The 26,996-nt window shown below is 40.8% G+C and carries 26 protein-coding genes and 1 pseudogene; 16 read left to right on the forward strand and 11 right to left on the reverse strand.

Translation table 11 applies throughout. The annotated features are described in order from the left end of the window. The first annotated feature begins 97 nt into the window (after window positions 1-97). Window positions 98-2,038 (forward strand): bile acid Fe-S flavoenzyme BaiCD, encoded by a 1,941-nt coding sequence (gene baiCD / locus ABEW32_RS20525; protein WP_430191257.1) that lies wholly within the window; start codon window positions 98-100, stop codon window positions 2,036-2,038. A 169-nt stretch (window positions 2,039-2,207) separates the two neighbouring features. Next, window positions 2,208-4,025 (forward strand): APC family permease, encoded by a 1,818-nt coding sequence (locus ABEW32_RS20530; protein ID WP_430191259.1) that lies wholly within the window; start codon window positions 2,208-2,210, stop codon window positions 4,023-4,025. A gap of 340 nt (window positions 4,026-4,365) precedes the next feature. Here the strand turns inward: ABEW32_RS20530 and ABEW32_RS20535 are convergent, their stop codons facing one another. From ABEW32_RS20535 to ABEW32_RS20545, 3 genes are all read right to left on the reverse strand, one after another. Then, the gene (locus tag ABEW32_RS20535) at window positions 4,366-4,968 is read right to left on the reverse strand and encodes a TetR/AcrR family transcriptional regulator (RefSeq protein ID WP_430191261.1); all 603 of its coding nucleotides are present in this window, start codon (window positions 4,966-4,968) and stop codon (window positions 4,366-4,368) included. Between the two features lie 178 nt (window positions 4,969-5,146). Beyond that, entirely contained in the window at window positions 5,147-5,374 is a 228-nt protein-coding gene (locus ABEW32_RS20540) for a hypothetical protein (protein WP_430191263.1), read from the reverse strand. Between the two features lie 52 nt (window positions 5,375-5,426). Then, window positions 5,427-6,092 (reverse strand): adenine nucleotide alpha hydrolase family protein, encoded by a 666-nt coding sequence (locus ABEW32_RS20545; RefSeq protein ID WP_430191265.1) that lies wholly within the window; start codon window positions 6,090-6,092, stop codon window positions 5,427-5,429. A gap of 300 nt (window positions 6,093-6,392) precedes the next feature. Between ABEW32_RS20545 and ABEW32_RS20550 the strand changes: the two genes are divergently transcribed. The 6 genes from ABEW32_RS20550 (at window position 6,393) to ABEW32_RS20575 (ending at window position 10,951) form a co-directional block, all read left to right on the forward strand. Then, window positions 6,393-7,754 (forward strand): MATE family efflux transporter, encoded by a 1,362-nt coding sequence (locus ABEW32_RS20550; protein WP_430191267.1) that lies wholly within the window; start codon window positions 6,393-6,395, stop codon window positions 7,752-7,754. 159 nt (window positions 7,755-7,913) lie between these two features. Further along, a complete protein-coding gene (locus tag ABEW32_RS20555; protein WP_430191269.1) occupies window positions 7,914-8,516 on the forward strand; it encodes a pentapeptide repeat-containing protein in 603 nt (200 codons plus the stop codon). 105 nt (window positions 8,517-8,621) lie between these two features. Beyond that, complete coding sequence (locus ABEW32_RS20560; protein ID WP_430191271.1) at window positions 8,622-8,996, forward strand: nuclear transport factor 2 family protein; 375 nt, start codon at window positions 8,622-8,624, stop codon at window positions 8,994-8,996. A gap of 95 nt (window positions 8,997-9,091) precedes the next feature. Beyond that, window positions 9,092-9,283: a hypothetical protein gene (locus ABEW32_RS20565; protein WP_430191273.1), complete on the forward strand. Its 192-nt coding sequence runs from the start codon at window positions 9,092-9,094 to the stop codon at window positions 9,281-9,283. A gap of 253 nt (window positions 9,284-9,536) precedes the next feature. Further along, window positions 9,537-9,866, forward strand: coding sequence for an MFS transporter (locus tag ABEW32_RS20570; RefSeq protein ID WP_430191275.1), 330 nt, complete (start codon window positions 9,537-9,539; stop codon window positions 9,864-9,866). Window positions 9,867-9,874: 8 nt separating this feature from the next. Next, the gene (locus tag ABEW32_RS20575; protein WP_430192008.1) at window positions 9,875-10,951 is read left to right on the forward strand and encodes an MFS transporter; all 1,077 of its coding nucleotides are present in this window, start codon (window positions 9,875-9,877) and stop codon (window positions 10,949-10,951) included. Window positions 10,952-11,102: 151 nt separating this feature from the next. Here ABEW32_RS20575 and ABEW32_RS20580 read toward each other — a convergent pair. After that, window positions 11,103-11,921: pseudogene (locus tag ABEW32_RS20580) on the reverse strand (rRNA adenine N-6-methyltransferase family protein). Between the two features lie 46 nt (window positions 11,922-11,967). Then, a complete protein-coding gene (locus tag ABEW32_RS20585) occupies window positions 11,968-12,492 on the reverse strand; it encodes a CarD family transcriptional regulator (RefSeq protein ID WP_430191277.1) in 525 nt (174 codons plus the stop codon). Between the two features lie 459 nt (window positions 12,493-12,951). Here ABEW32_RS20585 and ABEW32_RS20590 point away from each other — a divergent pair, with 459 nt between their 5' ends. From ABEW32_RS20590 to speD, 8 genes are all read left to right on the forward strand, one after another. Further along, complete coding sequence (locus ABEW32_RS20590; protein ID WP_430191279.1) at window positions 12,952-13,497, forward strand: hypothetical protein; 546 nt, start codon at window positions 12,952-12,954, stop codon at window positions 13,495-13,497. 76 nt (window positions 13,498-13,573) lie between these two features. Beyond that, window positions 13,574-13,780 (forward strand): cation:proton antiporter regulatory subunit, encoded by a 207-nt coding sequence (locus ABEW32_RS26480; RefSeq protein ID WP_488168822.1) that lies wholly within the window; start codon window positions 13,574-13,576, stop codon window positions 13,778-13,780. 159 nt (window positions 13,781-13,939) lie between these two features. Further along, window positions 13,940-14,209, forward strand: a complete 270-nt coding sequence (locus ABEW32_RS20595; RefSeq protein ID WP_430191281.1) for a DUF1507 family protein — start codon at window positions 13,940-13,942, stop codon at window positions 14,207-14,209. 30 nt (window positions 14,210-14,239) lie between these two features. Further along, entirely contained in the window at window positions 14,240-14,464 is a 225-nt protein-coding gene (locus tag ABEW32_RS20600; RefSeq protein ID WP_430191283.1) for a cation:proton antiporter regulatory subunit, read from the forward strand. Between the two features lie 581 nt (window positions 14,465-15,045). Further along, the gene (locus ABEW32_RS20605; protein WP_430191285.1) at window positions 15,046-16,665 is read left to right on the forward strand and encodes an ABC-F family ATP-binding cassette domain-containing protein; all 1,620 of its coding nucleotides are present in this window, start codon (window positions 15,046-15,048) and stop codon (window positions 16,663-16,665) included. A 739-nt stretch (window positions 16,666-17,404) separates the two neighbouring features. Continuing rightward, on the forward strand, window positions 17,405-18,604 hold the full coding sequence (locus tag ABEW32_RS20610) for a bis-aminopropyl spermidine synthase family protein (RefSeq protein WP_430191287.1): 1,200 nt from the start codon (window positions 17,405-17,407) through the stop codon (window positions 18,602-18,604). Further along, entirely contained in the window at window positions 18,585-19,058 is a 474-nt protein-coding gene (locus tag ABEW32_RS20615) for a GNAT family N-acetyltransferase (RefSeq protein ID WP_430191289.1), read from the forward strand. The genes ABEW32_RS20610 and ABEW32_RS20615 overlap by 20 nt, the downstream gene beginning before the upstream one ends. 70 nt (window positions 19,059-19,128) lie before the next feature. Further along, complete coding sequence (speD, locus tag ABEW32_RS20620) at window positions 19,129-19,503, forward strand: adenosylmethionine decarboxylase (RefSeq protein ID WP_430191291.1); 375 nt, start codon at window positions 19,129-19,131, stop codon at window positions 19,501-19,503. 606 nt (window positions 19,504-20,109) lie between these two features. Here the strand turns inward: speD and ABEW32_RS20625 are convergent. The 6 genes from ABEW32_RS20625 to ABEW32_RS20650 form a co-directional block, all read right to left on the reverse strand. Continuing rightward, window positions 20,110-21,120 carry a hypothetical protein gene (locus tag ABEW32_RS20625; protein WP_430191293.1) on the reverse strand — a complete coding sequence of 337 codons (1,011 nt, stop codon included), beginning with the start codon at window positions 21,118-21,120 and terminating at the stop codon, window positions 20,110-20,112. Between the two features lie 94 nt (window positions 21,121-21,214). Next, window positions 21,215-23,032: a VirB4 family type IV secretion system protein gene (locus tag ABEW32_RS20630; protein WP_430191295.1), complete on the reverse strand. Its 1,818-nt coding sequence runs from the start codon at window positions 23,030-23,032 to the stop codon at window positions 21,215-21,217. A gap of 13 nt (window positions 23,033-23,045) precedes the next feature. Next, on the reverse strand, window positions 23,046-23,822 hold the full coding sequence (locus tag ABEW32_RS20635) for a C39 family peptidase (protein WP_430191297.1): 777 nt from the start codon (window positions 23,820-23,822) through the stop codon (window positions 23,046-23,048). A gap of 48 nt (window positions 23,823-23,870) precedes the next feature. Beyond that, window positions 23,871-24,542 carry a TraC-like domain-containing protein gene (locus ABEW32_RS20640; RefSeq protein WP_430191299.1) on the reverse strand — a complete coding sequence of 224 codons (672 nt, stop codon included), beginning with the start codon at window positions 24,540-24,542 and terminating at the stop codon, window positions 23,871-23,873. An 18-nt stretch (window positions 24,543-24,560) separates the two neighbouring features. Continuing rightward, window positions 24,561-26,300 carry a DUF8193 domain-containing protein gene (locus ABEW32_RS20645; protein WP_430191301.1) on the reverse strand — a complete coding sequence of 580 codons (1,740 nt, stop codon included), beginning with the start codon at window positions 26,298-26,300 and terminating at the stop codon, window positions 24,561-24,563. 74 nt (window positions 26,301-26,374) lie between these two features. Then, window positions 26,375-26,992 carry a DUF6550 family protein gene (locus tag ABEW32_RS20650; RefSeq protein ID WP_430191303.1) on the reverse strand — a complete coding sequence of 206 codons (618 nt, stop codon included), beginning with the start codon at window positions 26,990-26,992 and terminating at the stop codon, window positions 26,375-26,377. Window positions 26,993-26,996 lie beyond the last annotated feature (4 nt).

The raw sequence follows: 26,996 nt of genomic DNA on the forward strand, positions 1-26,996 counted from the left end.
TCTCTTCTATACTTGATGTACAGAGTAAGTTTTGTGATGTTCATTGTGAATTTTATCACATGTTTATTCTTGTATAAAACGAAGGGGAGCATATTATATGGCATATCAGACACTTTTCAGCCCGATTACAATTAGAGGATTAGAACTTAAAAATCGGATTATTTTTCCGGCTATGGGTACTAAAATGTCTACTGAAGATCGCTATGTCACAAAGCAGCTTATTGATTATCATGTTGCTAGAGCAGAGGGCGGCTGTGGATTAAATATTGTTGAGGTTTGTTCAGTATATGGTCCTGCCTCCCCCAAAAAGTTTTTATCTATTGCTGATGACAAATACATTCCTGAAATGAAACGATTAACCGATGCGGTCCATGCAGCTGGAGGTAAAGCTGCAGTCCAATTATGGCTGGGAGGAATGGCTGTAGCCAGTGATCCGGAGGCTATGATAATTATTCCGAGTCCAGTACCTGTACCTGAAACAGAGGACACTATTCCTGGAGCAAGTATAGATACTTTACATGAAGCTACGACGGCTTTTGGAGAAGCTGCCCGCAGGGCGGTAGAAGCAGGTTTTGACACAATTGAGTTCCATGCGGGCCATAATTATACACCTCATTCGTTCTTAAGTCCGTTTTTTAACCGTAGATCCGATGAATACGGAGGGGATTTAAGAAATCGGGCTCGTTTTCTACTTGAATGTATCGAATCCATTCGGCGTAGTATTCCAGAAAGTATGCCGTTATTTATGCGTATAGATGCACATGATGATTACCTGGATGGTGGTCTCACTATTGAAGAAGTAATCGATTTTTGTAAAATGGCGAAAACTGCTGGTGTTGACGTACTCGATGTTTCACGCGGCAACTTCTCCTCAGCAGCCATCAAATACGAGGTCCCACCGATTGACCTTCCCAGAGGGTTTAATGTAGACAATGCCGCGCGTATCCGGAAGGAAACCGGAATGCTGACTGTAGCCGTTGGGCGAATTAATGCTCCAGAACAAGCTGAAGATATTCTGGTAAAGGACAAAGCGGATATGGTGGTCATGGGACGTGCTCAACTTGCAGATCCAGAGTTTTGCAATAAGGCGCAGGCTGGAAAAAGCGAAGATATTGTTGAGTGCGTAGCTTGCAATCAAGGATGCTATGATGGATTCGTCTCAAATGATGTGCCTTTTATTACTTGTTTACGAAATCCAGCATTGGGTAGAGAAGCTGAGTATAGATTGAAACTTACCAATAACCCTAAAAAAGTACTAATAGCTGGGGGCGGGATTGCAGGATTGGAAGCAGCGATGGTGCTGAAGCGTAGAGGGCACCAACCAATTGTCTGCGAAGCTTCTACCACATTAGGTGGGCAGTTCGCTTTAGCTGGCGAAGCGCCAAGAAAAGAGGAAATGAAGGCGGCGGCATTATCGCGTGGGGAACAGGTTAGGAGGGAAGGAATTGAAATCCGCTTGGATACTCTTGTTACTCCTGAGCTGATGGAGCAGATCAAACCCGATGAGGTCATTGCAGCAATAGGCGCTGCTCCGATGGAATTAAAAGTTCCCGGCGGTCAGCGGTCAATAGTGACGAATTCTCATGACGTTTTGTCTGGACAAGTAAAGGTTGCGGGAAGAGTAGTAATCGTTGGCGGTGGCCTGGTAGGTTTGGAAGTAGCCGAATATTTACATGATACAGCTACTGAAATCACTGTCTTGGAAATGCAGGATAAAGTGGCAAAAGACCTGGGGGAGCTGCGGTCGATTTGTGTCATGGAAAGCCTGAACGATTCTGGAGTTCATATTCTGACGAACACCAAATGTCTTGAAATCAAGGAAAATGGAGTGGTCATTGAGACTAAGGAAGGCCAAATAAAAACATCTACGTGCGATTCGGTAGTAGTCGCAATTGGAGCAAGATCGAGAAGTTATGTAAATCTCCAAAATCATTGTGAAAAGAATCATATTCCTTTTCATGTGATTGGAGACGCAGTACGTGCCCGTAGAGCTTTGAATGCCGTTAGTGAAGCCCATGAAGTAGCCAGATCGATTTAGGCATATCATTATTTTAAGTATATTCAACTTGAATTAATGGAAGTTTAAATAAAATTATTTTCCTTAGAACCTTCGCCAAGGCGTAGGTTCTCTGTTTTGGGGGAATAATCAATTAATGGAAATTATCTCGAATTAAAACTAAACTGAATAGTACGAGGCGGAGGAAGAAATGTTATTACGATTAAAACGATTTTTAATCGGTAAACCAATGAAATCTCAAGAATTAGGGGAAGAGAAGCTAAGCAAACTAAAGGCTTTGGCGATTTTGTCTTCTGATGCCCTTTCCTCAGTAGCTTATGGGACAGAGCAAATGTTGATTGTTCTTTTTACTGTAGGATTTGCAGCCATGTGGTATTCCATTCCCATTTCAATTGCCGTTTTGGCTTTACTCGCCATATTGGTGCTCTCATATCGCCAGACTATTTTTTCTTATCCCTCTGGGGGAGGTGCCTATATTGTAGCCAAGGACAATTTGGGCATTCGAACGGGGTTAGTCGCGGGAGGCTCTCTTCTTATTGACTATATTCTAACAGTTGCTGTAAGTACTTCTTCCGCTACCGATGCGGTGACCTCCGCTTTTCCAGAACTTCAACGTTATCGTATCGTAATAGCATTAGTGATGATTTTTTTTCTGACAATCATGAATCTGAGAGGCATAACGGAATCAGCCTCGGTTTTGGCTTATCCAGTCTATTTGTTCGTAGTAGTCATTGTTTTGATGATCGTTATTGGCCTCTTCCGGGTAGCGACAGGTGATATACAGCCAATCCGTGCAGATTTCGGGGGTCAGGTATCAGGAGTTTCCTTGTTCCTGTTATTGAAGGCGTTCAGTTCGGGATGCTCTGCATTGACAGGTGTAGAGGCGGTGTCTAATGCCATACCAAGCTTTAAAGCACCGGCAGAGAAGAATGCAGCTTCTACGCTGGCGCTGATGGGCATTATTCTTGGCTTTATGTTCCTTGGCGTTAGTATGCTAGCATACTTCTATGGAATTTCACCAATCAAGGATGTTACCATTATGTCCCAAACTGCCGAAGCTATTTTTGGCCGCGGTATAGCATACTTCGTCATACAAGGTGCAACAGCTCTAATCTTGTTTCTGGCAGCCAATACTGCTTATGCAGCATTTCCATTACTAGCCTTTATGCTGACCAAGGATAAATTTATGCCCCATGCTTTTATGATTCGTGGGGACCGGCTGGGCTTTTCAAACGGTATTATTATTCTGGCTGTGTTGGCGGGGGGGCTTGCCGTCGTCTCCAATGGCTATACAGAGAATTTAATTCCTTTATATGCTCTTGGAGTGTTCATTCCGTTTACCATTTCTCAGCTGGGTATGATACGCAGATGGTACCGATTAAAACCTCAAGGATGGCTGATACGGCTTATAATTAACTGTATTGGCATGCTGACCACTCTTTCGATTACTTTGATATTTCTTATCACCAAGTTCAATCAAGTATGGATGGTCTTTATATTTCTTCCGCTGGTTTATATGCTATTTCAGAAGATTCATCGTCATTATATGGTGGTTGCTGACCAACTGCGAATTGATGTGGAATCAGAAAAACCAGAAGTTAAGGGGAATACCATCATTATTCCGGTAGCAGGTATTACACGAGTCGTCATGAATACCATTAGCTATGCTAAATCTATGAGTAGCGACATTGTAGCAGTGTATATTGGATTTGACGACGAGGATATTGAAAAAATGGAGAAGAAGTGGGCTGAATGGGATTGCGGTGTTCGTCTTATCGTGTTGCGCTCTCGTTATAGAAGCATTACTAGACCGCTTGCAAAGTTTATCGAAACGGTGGAATGGAAAAAATCAGGTGCCGGTCATATTACGATTTTGATTCCACAGTTCATTACTAAGCATTGGTGGCAAAATATTCTTCACAATCAAACCAGTCTCCTGATTCGCGCCTATCTGTTTAAAAACAAGAATGTGACTATTTCTACTCTCCCTTATCATTTGAATAAGTAAAGTATAAAAGAAGTTATAATCAAAAGGCGGCGATGGATCAGATCAGTCGTAAAAAAGAATGAACAGATCTCAATGGACCCAATAAGCTGACAGAAAAATGAAGAAAAAGAAGTCCTCTCTGCCGACATGAACGGCCTAGAGGACTTCTTTACTATGATGAATGTGTGAATTTTATTGTTTAGTGAGTAGGTAGGAAGAGAAGTGCTTGTTTGAATTCTAATTAAACACTTCTGTTTCTCCTTAGTTTTTGAAGAGCTCCTACCCGATGTAATCAATCTTGAGATAAGGCTGCTCCCATGGAATTCTGGGGCAAAGGAAATAATTGAAAATTAGCTCCAGCCTATGTATTTACCTTCTTTGAAATACCGTTAAGGAAAATATCAATTGAGGTTTTATAGAGCAGCAGTGTTTGATCAATGCTTAAGTTCTTGCACATCAAGCCAATGCCATTAAACAAGCTATCCAGTACCTTGGCTGCCAATAATGTATCTGAAATTTCAAACTCACCCGAATGGATACCATCGATTAACAGCTGCTGGATGAGTTCCAGACGTTGTTCAAGCATTTGATCCAAAAGCTTGGTCACTTCGCTGTTCGTTTTTTCAGCTGTGAAAAATTCATCGGCGACTGTTATAAATGGATGGTTGATCTCGTTGATGACCATATGCTCAACAAATTCGTATAGCTGATCTGCCGATGATGTGAATTGTCCTTTTTTTAAATTCCACTGCTCATCCCATTCTTTATCCCAATCTTCGAGCATTTTTAGAAACAAGCCTTCTTTGCTTTTGAAGTGATAAAAAATATTCCCTTTACTATGTCCAGTAGCGGCTGAAATTTCTTCAACGGAAGTGGCTGCATAACCCTTCTGAATAAATAGTTCTTTTGCTTTTTCTAGAATAAGCTTTTGAGTTATATTACTCTGGATCTTTTTTTTATTCATTTTTTCCTCCTGTGTTTCCTGGATATATTAATGAGCTTCAATGCACTGTTTTCTTAGCATTAAAAGCAAAAGTAAACAAGCAGAATGGTAAGATCGTTTACGACGGTTGAATAAAATGAATTAGAACATCGAATATGATTATAGCGGAACAATCGTACTCCTGCTATACAGTGTTATTTCACGCGTAGCTTGTAACCATCTGTTCATCCAATATTTGCTCGAATAGCTTTGATTCAATCTTATCAAGTATGATGGTATGTTTTTTTCCATCCTCTGTATAATAATGAAGTTGACAGTTGCTGTTTGTACAGAAGAACGTTATGATTTCATCGCCATCAATGGTTACCATTTGAATGGAATAGCCCATCTTTGGATTTTGAACATAAATAATATTAATTGGCAACATTAATTATCACCTAACTTATTTCTGTTTTTAGAATCGGTTTAAGTTACCTTGGTTAATTCTGTCTCTTGGCTTTAATCGTACCTACGATTTCTCCATTAATCACTTTAAAGTAAATAACGCGTTCTTTTCGCACCAATGCAACCAGGCCATCTACAAAATTTGATTTTTTATCTTTAAAAAAAAGAACTTGATAGGCTTTTTGATGAATAGGTTTGAAATTGAGAGTATATTTTGACTTGACACCATTAAGCCGACTAATATAGGCTGATTTACCATTCTCATAATCCCCACTTTCAAAAGGATTTAATCGGTTACTACTAATTACAGTAATCGCAACTTTGGGAAAGCGCCTTAAAATGTAATTGAATTTATCAAACCAGACTGTTTTCCTCAAACGGTTTCTGTAATTATTTCCCACAACAATTTCTGTGATTTGATGACGTTTAGCATAAGAGGTTAATCTTTTTATTGTAACGCGTTCATTTTTGCTTTCTTGAATCGAAAGATTTGTTGTTCCTAATCGTTTACTTAACTTCTTGATTTCATAAATGTTCAATATCATAAACATCGCATGTTGATATAGAGTTGAATAGAAAACGTAAACCTCAAAAGTATAACCTAAGCTTTTGGCCAACAGAGCTCCTTTTAAAAGAACTCTTCGACTATAGCTGTTAGCCTCCAATCCAATTAAGAGATGGTTTTTGCGTCTAATAATCATTCTTCAGTACTCTCCTCTTGTAAGGACTTCTTTTAATTCCCTATACTACGTTTGCATGAAACAATAGCCTAAATCAAAACACTGACCATTTGTTCTAGATGATAACACTTTTTTTTGATTGTTTCAATTTTTTTATGTAGTTCTTTAATGGTAAAATTTGTTTTGTATGGAATTTCGAGATACCTTGAATTATTATCCAGAGACAAGTTGAACATAAAAAAGCTTGAAAAAGAAAAAATTAAATGATAATATCACTTACTGAACGGTCAGTATTATTGCAGAGATAAAAAGGAGAGAATCATGAAGAACCAAATTATCAGGGATACTTCGTTAGAAACTCAGTCAGTTGGCAGGGCGTTTCTTCGTTATTTAGTACCATCAATCCTAGGAATGCTATTGGTGGCACTTAATGTTGTAGTAGATGGGGTGATGGTTGGTAATAAGTTGGGTTCCGTAGCACTTGCTGGAGTCGGAATTGCCAGTCCAGTATACACATTGTTTCTTGCCATATCCATTTGGATTAGTATTGGAGGGGCTACGATCTATTCCCAGGCTATGGGGGCAAAGAAAGTTACAAAAGCAAAGCAGGTGTTTTCCCAATCTGTAACCCTTATTGTTCTGATTACATTAGTTATTGGGGTTATAGCCTTTATTTTCCGTGAACAGTTGATCTACGCACTTGGTGCAAATGCAGAAACGTATCCTTATGTGTCAGCTTATTTAAAGGTTAAATTGTTGTTCGGTTTTGTATTCACCCTGGAGAACACACTTAGCGTTTTTGTTCGTAATGATGGTAGCCCTAATCGCTCCATGGCTGCGCAGATCACCTTTGCTTTAGCGAATATTGTAATCAATTTTATTGTTCTGTATGTTTTAGAATTAGGTGTTGCGGCTGTGGCGTTCGGAACGATTATCGCAGCATTTTTAGGTATGTTAGTCTTGTTGCCACACTTCCTAAAGAAATCAAGCAATTTGAAACTTAGAAAGTTCAAATGGAACAAAAAATTGGTTATAACTACATTAGTAATTGGCTTCTCAAGCTTTATTGCCGAAGTGGGGGTATCCGTTTTTACAGTTGCTCACAATATCACTTTAGAGAGATTTGGCGGTACAGCCAGCGTGTCAGCATTCTCAATTCTAAACTACATTCACAGTGTTGTACTGTTAGCATTCCTTGGACTAGGATCTGCTATACAACCACTGATTAGTTATTATCACGGTGGAAAACTTGAAGATCAGAAACGACAAACGCTAAAAATAGCGGTTTGGACTGCCATAGGAGTAGGAGCATTGCTGCTGGTGGTAGCTCAAGTCTTTACTGCGCCGATCGTCAGCATCTTCGGAACCTTTTCAAATGAAGTGACAAATATAGCTGTTAACGGAATAAAAATTTTCGTCTTTGCTTATGTTTTTATGGGAATTAACTTTGTTATGATGACATACTTCCAATCAATCACTCATATCAAAATGGCAATTTGGGTCACCGCGGCAAGAGAAATGATTCTGATGTCACTCTTTATAATGACTCTGCCTCATTTTCTCGGAATAAACGGTGTATGGATGTCGGTGCCACTGGCTGAATTTATTGTACTGATTACAATATACTTTTACTATAAGAAATTTATTATCGGTCGGGTGCCTTTGTTAAGAAAAGTTGTATAGCAGAGCAGTCATAATTGTCATGCAAAGGGGTGAAGAACAAAGAATAGCCTTTCGAACTAGCAAAGGCCCTTTTCCACAAGAAATTAGTGGGTTGTGCTATTGTAACCATATCTAATCAGTACTTGGCCTTATAGGAATAACTATTAAAGGGGGCTCAATATGCAGTACGTAGAAGAACGTTTTGAAAATATTAATTTTAGTGGGCAAGACTTGGGCTATGGGGAATATATAAAGTGTGTCTTTGAAAGATGCCTTTTTGCTCATTCTTCATTAAAAGAAATCATCACTAGTGATTGCCGATTTATCGAATGTAATTTTAATGGAGCCGAATTAAATGGATCAATTCATGAAGAAACTGCTTTCATTAACTGCAATTTTAGTAAAGCTAATCTTTTTGTTTCAAAATATGAACATTGCATTATGAAAGGTTCCAATTTTTCAGGTGCTCAGCTAGATGGAATTACAATAGTAAGGGGTGACTGGTCATATACTAACTTAAGGCACGTTAAGTTAGAAAAACAAGACCTGAGTGGAGTCAGGTTTCTTGAGGCGGATCTTTCCGATGCAACTTTATCCAAATCTAATCTAAAAGAAAGTGATCTTACTGGAGCTGTATTATTAAGAGCGAATTTACAGGGCGCAGACCTGCGTGGTGCTGATATGAACGGGGTAGATTTTAATTTGTTCAATATCAAAGGTTCCCGATTAGATATTGAACAAGCGATACTTTTTGCTCGTTCGCATGGAGCGAAGATAGGATAATTTTAAATATCTGGTATCAATTGACTCCATAAATTGATTGAAAAAGGTCACCTGAATCGAATATTTAAAATCACCGTTAAAACAATTTTATAGGGAGTGAGTATCATGCCATCACAATCACATATCAAAGAAATTATGCAAAGATATATTGACGGGTTTAACAAAAAGGATGCAAAAGCCGTAAGCTTTCTATTCTCTGATGAAGCTAGAATTGAAGACCCCGTTGGTGGAGCAAGAATAATAGAAGGTAGAGAGGCCATTGATTCATTCTATAATGCTGCTGTTAGCAACGTTAGAGAACTTGAATTAGTGGCTCCGATTCGAGGCTCACATAGTGATGCAGGGGCGATGGCCTTCATAATTCATACGCTTATAGATGGTCGAGAAGTAGAAATTCATTGCATTGATGTCATGACGTTTAATGATGTGGGGAAAATTGTTGATATGAAGGCTTATTGGGGGCAAGAGGATATTAAATAGTTATAAACTTCGGTAAACATCGCCTTGCAGAATACTGAACGGATTGGTGTATGGATTAGGCAAAGATCCAAAAATAAATTTGCAGGTGAATATAAATGGAAGCAAAAAAGAAGGAATGGTATATTTTCTCCTCGTATTGGCTTGGTGAAGACATAAAAGTATTTCACTTTAGCAAGCGAGACCTAAATTCCGAACATCAGTTAGTGTCCATTAAAATCGCTGTAAGTACGCACTATCAGGAGCAGGAAGAACAGGCTTGGGCCATTCTCTTTGATTGTCTCCAGTAGTATGCGGAGCTGAAGTTGTGCTTAGGGCAAGTTATTAATCATTTTGTAATAACCTGATCTATGTAGATAGCTAAGTTTGTGGCACAGAATGCTTTATGGATCAAGATTGGAGAAATGAAATCAATAAAATAGAAAGGGGAATTATTGTTTTTACGTTTCAAAATTCAACTGAGGTTTTTCAGAAATGTATAATTTGAAGAAATGGCTAGTATTAGCTATTGTCTCAAGTGCTCTATTCCTTATAGTTATAGACATGACAGTGCTGTATACTGCTCTGCCGAGGTTAACGCATGACCTTGCAGCTTCGGCTTCGGAAAAGCTTTGGATTGTCAATGCATACCCTTTGGTTATGGCAGGATTATTGCCGGCTTTCGGTACATTGGGAGATCGTTTTGGTCACAAACGGTTCTTTACTCTGGGTCTCATTGCCTTTGGAGCAGCCTCACTTATGGCCGCTTTTGCGCCCGCTCCGAATGTCTTGATTGCTGCGCGTGCAATGCTGGCAATTGGTGCGGCGATGATGATGCCTGCGACACTTTCAATCATACGGATAACCTTACCGATGATCGGGAACGCTCGTTAGCTATTGGCATTTGGGCATCTGTTTCCTCAGGTGGTGCTGGTTTAGGTCCGATCATAGGAGGATTTTTATTAGAGCATTACTGGTGGGGATCTGTTTTCCTGATTAATTTTCCGGTCGTGATTATCGCTTTGATTGCCTCCATTTTTCTTATACCACACATTAAAGGGAACAAGTCTACGAAGTGGGATTCCCTTGGCTCCGTTCAAATTTTAATTGGGCTTGTTGGTCTTGTTTATGCAGTTAAAGAGATAAGCAGGCGTGGAGGAGAAATAGAAGTAGGAGTGATCGCTGGTCTTATTGGAGCCATAGCAATGTTCTTTTTTATTAAGCGGCAGCGGAAAAGTTCTTCTCCTTTAATTGATCTACAGCTGTTCAGGAACACCAAATTTGCTTCAGGAGTTTTAACGGCATTGTTAGCCACTTTCTCTCTTGTTGGGATGGAATTTGTGTTCACACAAAGGTTCCAGCTTGTCCTGGGCATGTCACCTTTAAAAGCCGGGTTGTTCACGGTAGCTATCTCAATTGCTTCATTTTTATCTGGTGCTTTACTGGGATTGATTATGCATCGGGTGAGTATATTAAAGATCCAATACATTTCACTTTTTATAGCCGGATTGGGTGTAGGATCTTATCTTTTGTTTTATGAAGCACAACCATTTGTACAGATCATTTGCTTATTGATCTTTGGTACCGGGGTCGGCGGGGCGACAACTTCTGCTTCTGCTTCAATTATTAATAATGTTCCTGAAGAAAAAGCAGGTATGGCCGCCTCCATTGAGGAGGTTTCATTTGAAATTGGCGGAGCATTCGGGGTGGCTACACTTGGAAGCATGGCATCGTTCATGTATACTGCATCATTGACTACCCCGGCAGGATTAGTTATTCCTCCTGAAGCCCACGACAGTCTAGATGAAGCGCTTTTGGCTGCAGAAACTCTACCTGCACAAGCGGGGTTAAAGCTTATTGAGATAGCGAAGGCAGCTTACGACGATTCGTTTATTGCAGTCCTTCTAACAAGCTCACTGCTTCTTATTCTAACTGCTGTTGCAGTCACTGTAATATCTCGCCGATCCAGAGTTAGTTAGAGTGAAGAGGGGACTTGAGGCCTTTGTCCATAGATGAATCATTGAAAATAGCCCTTGATGCATCGGAAATACCGATATATCAGGGGCTTGTTTTTATAGATAATTAAATGCAATCTAATCTCGAGTCGCAAATTTAGATTACGTTGCAAATTTAAAAATTCAACTCCTCATCTATCCTAATTAAGGAAATGTATAGTTTAGAAAGTTCATCATTAGATGAGTTTTCTAAATAATCTTTTTCGAAGATTTTCTGAAGTGTATACTGATTAATTAAAGATATGGCCATTTTTTTGGTGACAACCCTTCCGCGTTTTTTAGAGTAACGAATAATTGATTCCTTAAGGGAGTTTCTGATCTTTTTATCGCGCTGTTCAAATATCTGCCGCATCATATACATTGCACCATCATTTATCAGTTCATCCGCACTTTTTACAAGTACTATTACTAATACAGACATTGTATTTGGAGATGGAGTAAAGGCGTCGGGAGTAATTTCACAAAGGATTTCCGTATTGAAATAGCAATGAGCTAAGAGAGATAATTTAGTAATATTGCCTAAGTCAATATTGACCATTGAATGTGCAAATCTCTGGCCAATAATCAGCACCATACGCTCAAACTGGTGTTTTGACATCAATTCCAGAAATGGTTCCGAGATATGAAAGGGCAAATTGGAGATCAATTTTGAGTACCCACGAAAATCGTACTCAAGGGCATTTTGATATATAAAACGAACATTTGGGGTATTTGCCACAATTGGATCGTGGTATACTTTTAGTCTTTTACCAATTTCTACGCAATCAAGTTGTTTTACGAGAGCTGACATTCAAGAACAATATTCTGCTTTTCCTGGTCCAATTTCTACAACATAATCATCTGTCTTGAAATCTGCTGCAAGTAACCATTTTTTAATAACAGTTTTATCTATTAGAAAATGCTGCCCATAATCAACGATATTTTGTTTAAACATGATATCCTACCTTCAATTTTTATTTTCAAGCAAAGTCAGGTTGTCGTTAGTTGGTTGTGAACTGTTTATCTAAATGATCAGCATTCAATCGTTTTTTTATTTCTAAAGTAATTTCTTTAAAGGCAATATCGTAAGATATATTCTTTATATACATAAGTTCATCAGCTAACATACTGCAAGCGTTCTTGAGAATATCCTTGTCACCAATAGGTAATTTAAAATTTAACTTATCCGTTATTGATACATCTCTTATGATTTCAATTTGTTGAGATAGAATTCCGGAGCTGAGTTTCTTTTGGAGCAGAAGTCTACGTTCTTTAGCATCTACTGGCAAACAAATATAGTTTTTAAAAAACTGTTTATGTGCTTTTAACCATTGGCTTTTGGTACTGAGAGGACGTAAGCCTTTATCAGCAGCATCCTCAACTGGAATGAAAATATCTAACTTTTTCTTAATAATATTTATTTTGTAATATTTTTTTGTTTGGTTATCGAATGAGTGAATTTCATTTATATCCAGAATACCTACACCATATAAGGGATAAAATATATAATTCTTATAATTTGTCATGTCAGTTAATCTCCTTAACAATACTGAACATTTGTTCTAAATCATTGCAGACCAATCCCTCGTATAAAGAAAATACGCTTAACAATTGAAAAAGACAGCAGAGATAGACCGATTTTCGTATACTGAACGTTCGGTTAGTAATAATATAGCGCATAGTTTTTTTTATTTCAATAATGTATTACTTTAAGTACTTTTTGTAGCTGTCTCTAGAATGGAAGGGGATATAACCGAAAGAATAAGTTTGAAAAGTAAGAACCTATCATGTTATTATATAGAACAAATGGTCAGTAACATTAATATCTATGGCGTTTAACGGAGGCCGAAGTGAGATTAAATAGTAAAAATCACGTATTGATATGTTTAGAAGAGACTAATTATAGTCGTAGGATTCTTGTGGAGGGGTCTTGGTTAGCCAAAAAAATGGATTGTACTTTTGAAGTTATATTTTTTTACTCCTCAATGAGCCAGAATACCACTTTTACTTTGCTTAATATCTTCGAGAGTAAACATTTAAGTAAGAAATTAGGCGCACTGAAATATACACTTGAAAAAAGTATAAGTAATCGAAGCTTAGCAAAAAGATTAGTCTCTCTTGCCAAAGATAATGATGTTGGACATATTATTATGGCGAGTGTCCGAAAGAATGCTATTGTAAGCAATTTTTGCAGTAGGCTCTTATGTTTCAATATAATTAATCACATTCTCAACAAGATCCCCAATATTGTGGTCACTCTGATAAATAGCAGCACCTGTAACCCTTTTGAAAAAGGGCTTCACGAAAAGGGAGTACAAGGTTATTTGTTAAAGATTGATGCTCTAAGGCCTAAGTATATCTTCAGTTATGCACCTTCGAATGAAAGGCAATATGGTGGAATATTCTTTAAAGAAAAGTATTCTGATCAATTAAACGGTATTTTTGCATCTGTTCGTTATGGAAGATTAACGTATCTTGATGTGATTGACGGTGAGGTGACGAGAATAATCAAACCCAAAAGAAGTAATTAATAATTTAGGCTGGAAGCGATCAAAGTTACGAATTCTAAATATTTATTACTCCAAATTATTGTTTTGGTAAGGGGTTATGCTAATTCAAATTAATTACGTATGTGTTCCAGGGATAGGGCACGAATTTCAGATTGAAACATATGAAGGCGACGAAATCATAATTATCCAATTTTCTGACGGTAGATATGAGCTTTTCTTTTACGGGGATGACGGTAACCGGGTATCTATACTGCTTAGCCCAAATGAGGCAAGTCTTTTCGCAAATGCTTTAGAGGGAAAATGATATGAAACAGATGAATACACGATTAGGTCTTGGCAATTAGGTGCGGAAATTATATTTACGTCCAGAAGAGAGGATTAAAACAAAGAATATGAAGATAATGAGTTCTTTTATTAGCATTATTGTTATGTACCATTAACTAATTAAGAAGGGGAGGGGAAAATGAATATTAATGATAATCAAGTCCCTATCAATCACAGAGTAATTGTTCTCCTTCAAGAAGATGCTGAAAAAATTAGAACACTTATGAAAGCTCATTTGAAAAATACAAATAACAGATCTTGTCCACTTTATGAAGAAGTATTTAACACTCAAATGTATGGATTTAAACAAAGAGTGGATTTTGCAGCTAGGCTTGGGATAATTGAAAAAGCAACAGGTAAACTTATATTGTTGAGTTTAGAGCGGGATTTGTCTATAGCTATCTGGTGACACTATTTTTTTCGAAGGGAGTGGTTAAAGATGAAAGCTAAAGAAAAAGCACTCTCAGTGAACGGAAAAAATATAGAGATAATTACCGAAAACAATAACAAAATCACTGTTGTTAGAAGCATTAATCAAGTTAAAGAAATACATTATTATACTGATAAGGATAGTGTGGATTCTGATGGTACAATTATATTGAATGATGAGGAATCAAAAATTGTAGCTGCTATATTAAATGGAATTATAACCTTTTCTGTATAATAAATCAGTTCTGATCTAATCGAGCTATTACCTCTCTGGATTTGTATTTCTTCAAATTTAGTACGGAGGGTATAGAGTTATGCTAGGTATACCATCATTTTACTGAATGGGAAAATGGCTGGATTAATAAACCAACGATGGATTTATTTAAATTACAAGTACATTCATTTTATTGACTGAATGGTTAGTATGTGTTATTGTTAATATTAAAGACATACTGCGATAAGAAATTAATGAACTCTTATAGTATTAAGAAAGGAGGCAAAAAGCCATGGAAACTATGTTTATTAGAGTAGTCTTTATAAAACTCATAAGTTCACGCTGGCTGACTGTAACAGTGGATTTTCTCACAGAGGGTTTAGTCTATCCATTTTCAGTCAATCTTTATACAGGGAATAAGAACAAATATGGGAATAGTTCCGGAAACTTTTTGCCTTTATATTGAACTTTTCAACATGAAAAGTGTTGTAAATATTCATAATAATAAGCCAAAAAGACGTCGAGGCTATCCGACGTCTTTTTGTGCTTTTCAAAACTTACAATTTTTAAAAGAGAAAACTTAACTGGAAAGTGTGATATATATGTTAATCCAACTGAATGGTATCAGTAAAAGTTATTCAGGTGATTCGATTCTCACAAATATCTCGATGAGGATTAAGACAGGAGAACGAATTGGTCTCATCGGAGTTAACGGTGCGGGTAAGTCCACCTTGTTGAAAATAATAGCAGGTGAAATTCCTTATGATAATGGAGAAATATTCGTAAAAAAAGAAACCAAAATCGGATATTTACGGCAAGACAGTGGATTACGTTTGGATAAGACAATATGGGAGGAAATGCTAAATGTCTTTTCTGAGCTTCTAGACATTGAAAAAGAGCTTAGAAAGTTGGAAAAAGCAATGGGAGATCCTGATTTAATGATTAATGAGGAGAAATACGAAAAAACATTGAATCGTTACGCTGTACAATCTGACTTGTTTATGCAGAATGGTGGCTATGAAATTGAAGCAAAAATCCAAAATATTTTAAATGGCATGGGTTTTGGAGATCTCCCTCAGGAAACACTCATCAGTACATTAAGTGGTGGCGAGAAGACCCGACTTGCTATGACAAAAATACTTCTTGAGCAGCCGGATCTTCTTATGCTCGATGAACCGACTAATCATTTAGATATTACAACTCTGGCTTGGTTGGAAGGTTACCTGCATTCGTATCCCGGGGCTATTTTAGTTGTATCACATGATCGTTACTTTCTTGACTCACTCGTAACTGTTATCTACGAAATTGAGCGAACAGAGGCCCGAAGGTATACCGGAAACTACTCAAAGTACATTGAGACTAAAGAGAAGGACAGAGAGATTGCAAACAAAAATTATGTAACGCAGAAAGAGCAAATCGCAAAAATGGAAGATTATATAAACCGTCACATAGTTAGGGCAACATCAGCTAAAAGTGCAAAGAACAAAAGAAAACAATTAGAGAGAATTGAGCGGTTAGATAAACCACAAAAGGATCTAAGACGGACCAAGATGGAATTCTCAGTTGAGAAGAAATCCCATAAAGAAGTGCTGACGGTTCGTGATGCCACTATTTACTTTGAAGTGAATTGTGAACGTGATCCTTTGCTTAAAAATATCAACTTTCAATTGCTCAGAGGAGAGAAAGTTGGTTTGATCGGTCGAAACGGTATCGGCAAATCAACTCTCCTTAAAATGCTGATTAATAGTGAAAAAAATCAAAATGGTGCAGTTACATGGGGGGAAGGGGTTAGCGTCGGCTATTACGATCAAGAACAAGCCAATCTTGATCCAAGAAACACAATCCTTCAAGAGATCTGGAACCAGTTTCCTAATATTGAAGAGGCTAGAATTCGTACTGTACTTGGCAACTTTTTATTTTCTGGCGAGGATGTGTTTAAGAAAATCTCTTCTCTTAGCGGAGGTGAGAAGGCTCGTGTTGCCATATCGAAGCTGTTGTTGCAGAATGCAAATGTACTCATCATTGATGAACCTACAAACCATCTGGATTTATACAGTAAGGAAGTACTGGAGACGGCACTTATGCGGTATGAAGGTACATTATTCTTTATATCCCATGACCGTTATTTTCTGAATAAGTTAGCCGACAGAATTCTGGAACTCACTCCCACTGGTATCGTTGAACATGAAGGGAATTACGATGACTATGCAGCTAGTCACTGACGTTTTAAATTCTTCAATTTATTGCGATTAGATAAATGAAGTATAACGTAGCGGGCATATTGTTGAATCGATCTTGTAAATATTGTACTCCATAAGGTGAATTATAAACTTTAATTATCCCGAAAAAGGTGCTTGGTGATAACACTGAGTTTGGTTGGCTGCTAACATTATTGAGGAAGGTGGCCCTGCATGTGTCAGCCTTCCTTTACATATATGTGCTGGATGTGGGAAAAGAAGGGTGTCCCGTATTATTGTTCGCCGCGGAGACCAAACGTTGGTAGCGACTAAATAAGAGAAGAAATCATGTTGCCATTTAGAACAATCGGTCAGTGTTTTTTATATCAAAATATTTTTAGCTGAGTACTGGGTTTTATCAACATGAATACAACCAATAGGTATGTAGATCATTGGAGGTCAGGAGTAAAATCAAACAGAATAAATCACATACTCATATATCTAGAAGAAAAAATATAAGTCGTACGGTTCCTTATAAGGGGGCTTTGTTGGCTAAAAATAATGATGGTACTTTTGAAGTGGTATTTTTGCAGCCGGCAATGTGGGGCATGGGGAATTATTAGGCGCTCCACGTAGGGTAGCTCTCCATCAAGATTCATCACCACGGCTTTCAGATTTAGGACGGGAAATTGGGGGTGCTGGCGGGCATACGCATGCAGCTCCTCCAGTTTACGTTATTATGCGGGTTGAACTAAAAAACAGAATAAACCAAGGAGAGGATTAGGTGAAATCTTTTATCGAACAAGCTAAGAAGCATATTGAGTTACAAGAAGGAACGCCTATTATTGAGCAATTATTGATTGAATGTTACATGAACCCGGGAATCTCCACGAAAGAATTAGCGCGCAGAACGCTGTTGCCAACACCAGTTGCTGCAGCCATCAAGCGAGAACTTATTAAAGCAGGAGCACTGTTGCAGGATCGAGGTGTACGCTGTACGCCTGAAGGAGTGGCAGAAATCGAGCGGGAATGGGGTTACCATGGTTTGAATAGCTCCCTGTACCAAAAGCTACTTCAAGATACAGTTTGGACGGAAGGTCTGGAAGAAGTATTGGCCGTATTGGAGAAACTATTCTTGCTCAGACCTGCGGCGAATGTACGGATCGACCAGTCAAAATGTACGCCCGAAACCAGCCTACGACGCGCTGTTCTGAGTTTGAAACAATCAGCATTGATCGGGAAAAAAATTGTCTGCATCGGCGATGATGATTTAGTGAGCGTGTCGATTGGCTTGCTCTTGAATCGCTTGTTCCCAGCAGGAGACCATTCAGTCACGAAAGTGGATGTACTGGACATTGATGAAAGATTTTTGCAATACATTGATGCGATATCGACAAAATATGATCTTCCGATCCGTTGTCATCAAGTGGATTTGCGAGAGCCGTTGCCGCAGGAGCTACGTGAACAATATGATTGCTTTTTCACTGACCCTCCTTACACGCTGCAAGGAATGGTTTTATTTCTCTCTCGAGGTATTCAGGCATTGAAATGTGAAAGAGGGTTACCTGTATTCCTGTCGTTTGCCCATAAGTCTCCAGCGTTTACACTGGCTATGCAGAGGGAATTGGTGCGAATGGGGCTGATAGTCAGTGCAAGTTTCCCGCGATTCAATTCGTATGAGGCAGCGGAGATGATTGCAAATCGCAGCCAGATGTTTGTTTTACGTACGACGGATTACTCACAGCCAGTGTATGCTGATAGATTCACTGATGCATTATACACAGGAGAAGTGAACCTAACGATTAGGACCTATTGCTGCAAGCAGTGCGCAGGAGCGCAACAGGTAGGAGCAACAGAAGATTTTTCCACTATTGAACAACTTAAAAAAGACGGATGCCCGCATTGCGGCCATGATACGTTTGAGCTGATAGAGAAAACGATGCTCATGCACAAGGAGAAGTATAATGACCATACGATTGATTGAAATGAAAGATGTTCAACAAGTTGCAGAATGGGAGCGAGAAATCGCGATTCTATCGTTTGGCGATGAAGCGATAACGGATCTTGCTTTTCATATGCGTAAGTTGGAAAAGGCAGCACAGTATGAACCAGCAGGAATGCTTGTGTGGGAAACGGCTGAATACCTTGCGGGATGGATGTGGATGAGCAAGAGGGTGAACTCGGTTACTCAGGAAGCATACATTCATCTTAAAAGCTTCTTTATTCGTGAAGTTTATCGAGGTACGCCCGGGGGGCGAGACTTGTTTGGGACTGGAATGCAATGGGCGATAAATGAGGGCTGTCGACACATACTGGGGCATGTAAATGTTCACAATATGCCGATGCGTGCCTTATATGAGAAATATGGTTTTGCCCCTACTCACCTTACGATGGAATTTCGCGTAAGCCCTACAGAAAAGGATGAGCAGATTGATTAAATTGTTTGACATAGAGCTTGGATAATAACTTATGACAAGAAACATTAAAAGAGAAAGGTGAACTGAATAGATGGGGTATTCCACATATGGGCGCCATATTGTGATGGATGTTTGGGGAGTAGATTATGATTTTCTAAACCATGTTGAATGGCTTGAGAAACAGTTGGTAGAAGCAGCGACTAATTGTGGGGCAACCGTTTTGTCAGTTCTGTCGAAACAATTTGAACCACAAGGAATTACAGTGTTGCTATTGCTTTCAGAGAGCCATCTCTCCATCCATACGTATCCGGAGAAAGGGTTTGCCACGCTGGATTGCTTTACATGTGGAGAAACTGTAGATCCTGAACGAGTGTTGAAATACTTGGTTGCGGCTTTAATGCCCACGACTATCTATGGAAAAAAGTTAATTAGAGGCCTCGGAAAACTTGAGGTGTATCCTATTTAATTTTCAGAGGAATTCAAGGTGCGTCACTGAGTTGCCCAGATGGGCACTCATGGCTGTTGGAGATAACGGTATCGGTACTATACCATTAAGCAAATCTAGTTATTTAAGTTATTTGAAGTAGTAACTTTAAATCTTTGGTTATAACTACGTACAATCACTCCTTGGCATATCCGCTCTGTTTCCTGTCAAATGCAGGGGGCAGCATCTTATAGGATCAAACCATTATTGAAAAGGCTGCGGCATCTCATAGTCGAACGTTAGAGCATTACGGCTACTTTGCTACTATTATGATTTATTCTCCGTTCTCTTCTTCATCAGACTCTTGGTTTAGCAGCTAAGTATATTCTTCATCAGAAAAGCCATAGTCCTTTAAACAATTCCAGTCAGGATGAGGAGCTTTATATTTATTCAACATATTGTTAGGCTCAATGACTACAAATTCTGCCGGCCTCAATCATCCAAAGTCTCAATACTAATCAGTGGGGTTTCTTGATGGCTCGCAAAAAAAGATGCGATATTAATTGTATCCGCCTTTATGCAAATTGTTTTGTTTCGAGCGGGTTCCATAATTGCAGCCAATAAATAGTTCGGGTTCATCTACTTTTCTCATTTCAAAATATAACTGTCAAGGACTTTGAGATATGCGGCGTAATTGTGGTCTGTATCAAATAAATCATGGGATGGCTCCATGAACAGCATGTCGCTGTTAATTTGCTCAACTAAATAAGGTTTCAATGACTCCGGAACAAACATACCTAAAGCTTGAACATCCAAGCCTTTACACCGTTCTAAAACCTTGTAGTAAGTTACAAGTTCATAGGGCAAGGCGGAGCCGCAGAGCAGCCGAATGTCAGCTGCTTTAAATGGCTCCTGAATGGTCGAAGCGTGCAGCACTCCGCAATCCAGTACGACAAAGTTGTACTCTCCGTTCAATTCCGAAGTGAGATAGAAGTCGCTGCCTTCCAATACATAAGCATTGCCTGACTTTTGGGGCTGAAATAATTGAATGATGTGGGGCAAATGATAATGGGTGTTCGATTCCACATAACAAGCCTTTCCGCCGTGACGATTAATCCAGCTTACTAAATTCATGGCCGTCGTTGTCGTACCGACACGTCTATCGCTTCCGGCTACAGCAATACGAAGGTTAGTGCAATTAAACTGATATTGATCCTTCTTTTCAAATAAAGCCCCAGGTGTATCCTGAGCCGGCTCAGAGGATACGGGGGGCATAAAGCGCTGCATCCCTTCATTAGAAAGGCATTCTGTTAGTTGGTTTTGGATCTCGTCTATTTCAATAGCCGTGACAATATTCACTATACCCAATTGGATCAATTGCTGAACAAATGGGCTGTTTTGTGGCATCCCTTCAGCAATGATTACTACGCGCATGTCATACATCGTTTGATACGATAAGAGGGCTTGAATCAAATCTTCGTCGGATTCCATTATCGCGCTTCGATTCAACACAAGATAGCGAACGTGGGAAAAGTGCCGCATGTCTTTGACCACGAATGACAGTAAACTAAAACTCCCCGTTAGCTTCTTAACGGGGAGTTCTTGTTCCGGGAAGTCCAGCAAGTTAATCTGAGATTCCTTGGTAAGATATAAAATCATTCGTCATCCTTCTTTCGTTAGCAAGAAAATGAGTCCGATGATGACCAGGCCGATGTAGAAAAATAACTCAATGAACTGCTTGCGTTTATCCATCTTATCTGCCTCCAGCTGAACCCATATAAGCAAATTTGTAATCTGGAATTTCAAAATGTGCGTGAATCCGTTTGGAGCCAATCATGAGTAAGGCATGCTCACGTTTTTTACTAGCCAGCAGCTCCTCTTCGGCGTCAGTCAAATTATACAGTTCTCGTGTCTCTTGAAGATTCTTGCCGTCGGTCCCCATCAGTATTTTGATGCAGGGAATATCCAGCAAGGCTTGCCCATACATCTTGACTTCGGGCGCCAGAAAATCCACCACACTGTGTGAAACGATAGCCAGCGCTGCTTCGTATTTACGTGAGCGTTTTTCAACATTGCGCAGAAATACCAAGCTCTGAGGAACCCGTGGGTCGATCATTAGATAGGTTTCGTCACAGATTAATAAAACCCGCTCGGTTCGGTCTTGCGACATTTGTTCCCAGCACCAGGAAAGTAAGTTGAAATATTGAGTGCGCTTGATATTGTCGCTGGTATTCTGGAGAGCGTGGGTGTCCAAGCAGATGCAGCGGCTGTGGGTTTGAATGGTGCTATGGCCGTTCCAAAGAAAAGAGTCACCGCCATGGGCAATATCGTATAGGAGTAGCGACAAATCTTTGTATACCTCACCGCCTAAAGTCTGTTCCTTCTGTTTGATGAGGGTGTATAGATCCGTAAATGTGGGGAAATCGGTACTGTGCAGCTTAGAGATGTCTATCGTCCAAGTTATGCGGAATTGGTTATATAAATCGATCAGGCACTGCTTGAGGACAGCGATCTGCATCATAGTCAGGTCGGGAAGGTACAAGTTGAAGAAAATCTCTAGATTTTTGAGGTGCAAAGCCATATCAGACATGCCGTTTCCTTCATCCTTATAGAGAGGATGTTCCTCTCCATCCTCATCACGGGGAGCCGGACGGATCTGTAACGGATTAATTTTGCCGAGTGAACCGCCTCCAGCGTTGATCCAGTCCCCATTAAGTTGTTGGCACAACTCTTTGTATTCCGATTCCGGATCAATGAAAATGACTTTGGTGCCTTTCATATATTCACTGAGTGCCACGTGTTTGACCGCGGTGGATTTGCCCACACCTGCCACTCCCATCACGACAATGTTGGAATTCGTGCGATCTCCGCCGCGTCTCCAAGGGTCTATAATGATGAGGCCGCCGCTGGCATCTCTGGCCAGATAATAGCCGGTGCCATCGTTAAAGCCGCTGCTGGCAAATGGGAATCCGCCGACAAAGGTACTCATCGGCATGATTTTATTTAGAATGTTTTCAATGGAGTCCTGTGCCGGATACATAGGGGATAAGTGCCGGAGGCTGTCCTTCTGCAAATGAGCCAGGGTACGGATTTTGCATCTCATCAAGCTGAACGTATTTTCGACGCGTCGACAGGTTCGGGCAAACAGCTTTTCATCATCGGCAAAAGGCATGACCAGAATGTTCATGAGGCCAACCGTTTCCCCGTTCTGATCAATCTGAAGCATGATGGTTTCGCCGTCGGCAGCAGCCTTTTCCGCTCGTTGCCGAGTGAGCGGGTCTTTGGCGCTCTCAGCCGTGCTGCGGTTTTGGATGATGGATTTAGAGATGGACGAGATAAGCGCACTATTATCAATGGGCTGAAAGCCGATGGATACCATCGTGGAGGGTAGATTGGTGAGGGTAGAAAGCCACCCTATATTAGCTTTGGGCGGATACTGAATCACGCCATATAGCTTTGCAGCCTGCTCACCGATGATGAGACTGTTTCGGGAAAACTCCAATCCCATGGGAGTAATAACATTCAACAAGGAAGTATTAACGTTCATTTCGGTTTTTTCGGATTTCACCATGCCTGTGCCTCCTCTAACTGATAATCCAAAAGGGACCGCCAGCTGCGGCATTCTTGCGGACTTCATTCAAAATAATGGAGAAGTCCCATGTTCGCCCGCTGCGTTTACGGCTAGCTGAATCTGCAACTAAAATTTCCCCTTCCGCTGTTATGCCGCGCAGCACCAGAAAGTGTCCAGATGATGTAAAATGACCTTTGCCCATAATGGCAATGACCAGTTTTTTATCGGAGAGGGCATCCAAGACCTTTTGCGGCTCTTTGATCGAAGCCCCTTCGACTTGCAATCCATAATGCTTGGCTCCATCAGGAATCAGACTGTGGTAGCTACCTGTGCCTTCTGCCAGATAACCGTTGTCATAGGCCCATTTGGACGTGGCAACTGGGTCGACGGTTGCTCCGGTAAATGTCGAGACGACCATAGCTAGTGAAGTAGGGCCACATCCGGAAACGCCGATCGTGTCGCTGGGACCGTAAGGCTTATCGGCCCAACGCTGATCCAACTGGTTGAAATACACAACTTCCCGACTACCATCTTTCAGAATAACCCCTTCGTATTGCTGCCCTAAGCTTTCCGCGTAGCCCTCATCTGCCTCCTGGAGCAATTGTGTGTAGCCGTAATCCATGCGCAACTCATTGACCACCGGTTCCTCACCGGCTCCGAGCATCAGCTTGAGGGACTCAATTGGGGAAGTAAGGAGTTGCAGCACCAGCGATACGAGTAGCAGAAAACCAATGATGAGCGTCAGCATGAGCATCCATACCCGTTTGCGTGCCTTTTCGTCCGTTGCCAATTTTACAGCGAGTTTGGCAAGCAGTTTTCCAGTAGCAGGTTCGATGACTCACACCTCCCTTAAAAACGGAATTGTTGCTTTTGCTTCAGCATCTTCCAAATGGGTATAAGCAGGGTTGTTAACCAAATTGCATAATTGGACAATTTCGTGCTGCTTCAGAACATGAGCCTCAACTTGTCCATCTTCAAAGTGCTGCACAAGCCTTTTTGCTTTCTCCAGCAGGTCGCGTTCACCACTTTCCTGCCGTTGCCACAGAATCAAGTAAAACTGCCGTTCGACCACTTCGCCAGATAAAGCCAGGTTGTTCATTTCAGCGATCTCTTGTCGTAGCAACTCCTTTTGTTTCGGATCAGCAGCAGGGAGGGAGGAAGCCAGTTCGGAAATAAGTGGAGAAATATCTACCGGACGGCTGACGGCGAGAAACTTGAAGGGAAAGCGGATAGAAGACAATTCGACTGTCAGTTTTTGAATGAGCAGTTTTTTCTCTGAAGCGCTGAGCAGGTCGAGGCTGATTGGGAAAATACGCAAATAGCAGAGTAACCAGCCATCCCGAGTAAAGAGGAAGTTCCCACGAATATCTTGCACGTTAACGAATTGTTGAGCAGTTTGACCGCTCAGATTCGTTTGTTCTTTTGATTTGGGCTTGTTCGTTTTCAAGTAAAATAAAACAGCTCCCCCGCCGACAAGGCAGAGGAGCAGAATAAGAATAGGTAGCAGCATAGAAGCAGAACCTTCTTTCTACTTGGTATTCTGGGGAGCAATGTGCCAGTCCGAGAAAAGATTACCGGAAATCGTGATGGTACTTTGCAGTTGAAGCGACAGCATTCCAGCAGGGGTCCATGCATCCAGAATGCGGGTAATGGGAGTGTAGGGGCCGTCCGGGAACCAGATAGGCGTAAAATGAACGCGGCTTTCATAGGTGGAATACTCGTTGGGTTTCAGCCAAAAGCTGGCGCTGTATCCAGGTGTCTTAACATCGTGCAGCCACCAGTATTTCTGATACGCGAACTCAGGAAAGTAGGAGATGGCATGTTGAGCTCCTGTGATATGACTGCTTGGAGCATTGGAGGAGAGAGAGGTGGTACTGTTGATTTCAATGCCATACCCGGATTTCAGTTGACTGGTTGAACGGGTGGGGGATTTGGAATCTGGAGCAATGGTTTGGTTTGCAGATAAAGAGGCGGTATAGCTTGTGCGGTGGTAATCCCACCAGCCTTGATCTTCCCAATAGCCGCGATCTCTCCAGCGGCCTTTGCCTTTGGAATTTTCAACCCATTCCCAATCTGGAATCCAAACTAAATATTCATGCCAAGTAGCAGACCATACGCCCCAGGAAGCAGAGGTTTTGCCTGAGTAAGCCGGGACAGTGGGGAGCCTATAAGCGGAATTTCGATCAGTCGCTTTTGGGTCAGGAGGAGGATTTTGATCTAAATCGACGATAGCGGCCTGGATTAGATTCTCGCTTAAACTGCCGTCTGAGGAGCTGACCTGAATAGAAACCGTTTGTGGTGTGCTTGGGGTTCGCCAATTTACCCATACCAGTTGACTATCTCCTTCAGGAATAACGATATTCGTCACGGTGAGGCTGCTTCTCATAATCGAGAAGGTCACGCTGGCTGGTGCTTTGGGATTAATCTGTTTGGAAGTGGAAAGAAGAACGGATGTTATGACATCTGTATTTGTTCGATATTCTACTTGGGTTTGGATCGGTGGTGGAGTTGTCGGAGCATCCTTGAAACGGACAATCCCAAGACCCAGGGCAGATAGAATTTGGTCGTTACTGACACGACTACTGGTTGAACCGTTCCAGGCAGGGAAACCAAGATCAGGGGTTTCGAGGAACATCGATAGTGGTAAGTTTTGATGGGTGAGGCTAACCATTTTGGAGCGCAGACCACCGCTAAGAACTTGATCGTACAGAGCTGCTTCATGCGCGGTCATGGCCATTTTTGTGCCTTGGAAGGTGATGTATGCGATAGGTTCAAGGAGGAGTTTGTAGTTTCCATTAATGAGGGTATCGTAGTCTACGCGGCTAGCTTGAGCAATATAACGAATCACCAGCTCATCGGTGAAGTAGCTCTTAATTTCTTCAATACTGGTTTGCCCTCGATTTGATTTGATGATATAAGGGAGTTCTTTTTGGGGATGAACATAATTGTAAACTCCAGTATTGGGGGAAAGTCGTGTCCCATTGGCATACTGTGACTTGCTGATTTTTCCAAAATGCAGAATGTTGCTAGGAGGCGTTCGATTGGTAAAATCAACTGGAGTCGCAATCGGCGTTTTATCGCTGTCTCGAACAATCGTGACACGAACACCCTCATCATGAGTGTTCCAGAAGTTTTGATTGCTACCGTTGCCCATTCCTCCACCGCCATGGTCAATGTTTCCGTCACCTTCACCACTTGCTAGACTGAAAGGAGGAAGAACGAGCAAGAATGAAATGAGGAAAATGATCGACATAACACATCTTTTCATAAGCAAGGCCTCCCTAAGAATGAAAAAAAGCGCAGCAAGTCGCTACGCTCTCAGATTTGAATGACAGTTAGTATTTAGTCCATTGTACCAACTTTATTTCCGGTCAGCTCGTCTCCCTCTTTGCCTACGACAGTTTCCTGAGTTCCGCCTCCCTGATCGTCCACCCAGCCAAAGCCTGGTACATAAACCTGGCCTTTGCTATTTTTATCTCCGGCTTTTGGTGTCGTGGTGGTTTCCTTGTTTGGTTGAGTTTCTTTTTCTTCGTAATCTGGTGGAGCAGCAGGAGATTGCTCTTTTTCGGGTTCTTTTACTTTGGGTTTGGGCGGCTCTGTAGGTTGTGTGGTCTTTTCCGGTTTTGTAAGCGGCACTTCTACATGCTTTTTCTCTTTTTCCGGCTGAAGCACAGGAGTTTCGGATGGCGTTGGCTCAGGCTTGGTTTCGGAAACAACAGCAGGAGAAGATGTGGGGTTTGGGTGTTCTGAATCCACGCCAGGATGGTCGGAAGGTGCGGCGGGACTTGGTGAAATTTCCGGTGCTTTCACGGCAGGAGTGGTTGAAGTTGTTGGCGTCACAACAGGATCGGGCTGGATTTCATCTCCTGTTTGCTGAGATGTTCCATTCCATATCGTCCATCCCCCGAGGGCTACTACAATCACAATTCCACCAACAAGCAGCCAGGATTTTTTCTTCATGGTT

It is taken from the genome of Paenibacillus jamilae (assembly GCF_050482105.1).
Lineage (GTDB): Bacteria > Bacillota > Bacilli > Paenibacillales > Paenibacillaceae > Paenibacillus > Paenibacillus jamilae_B.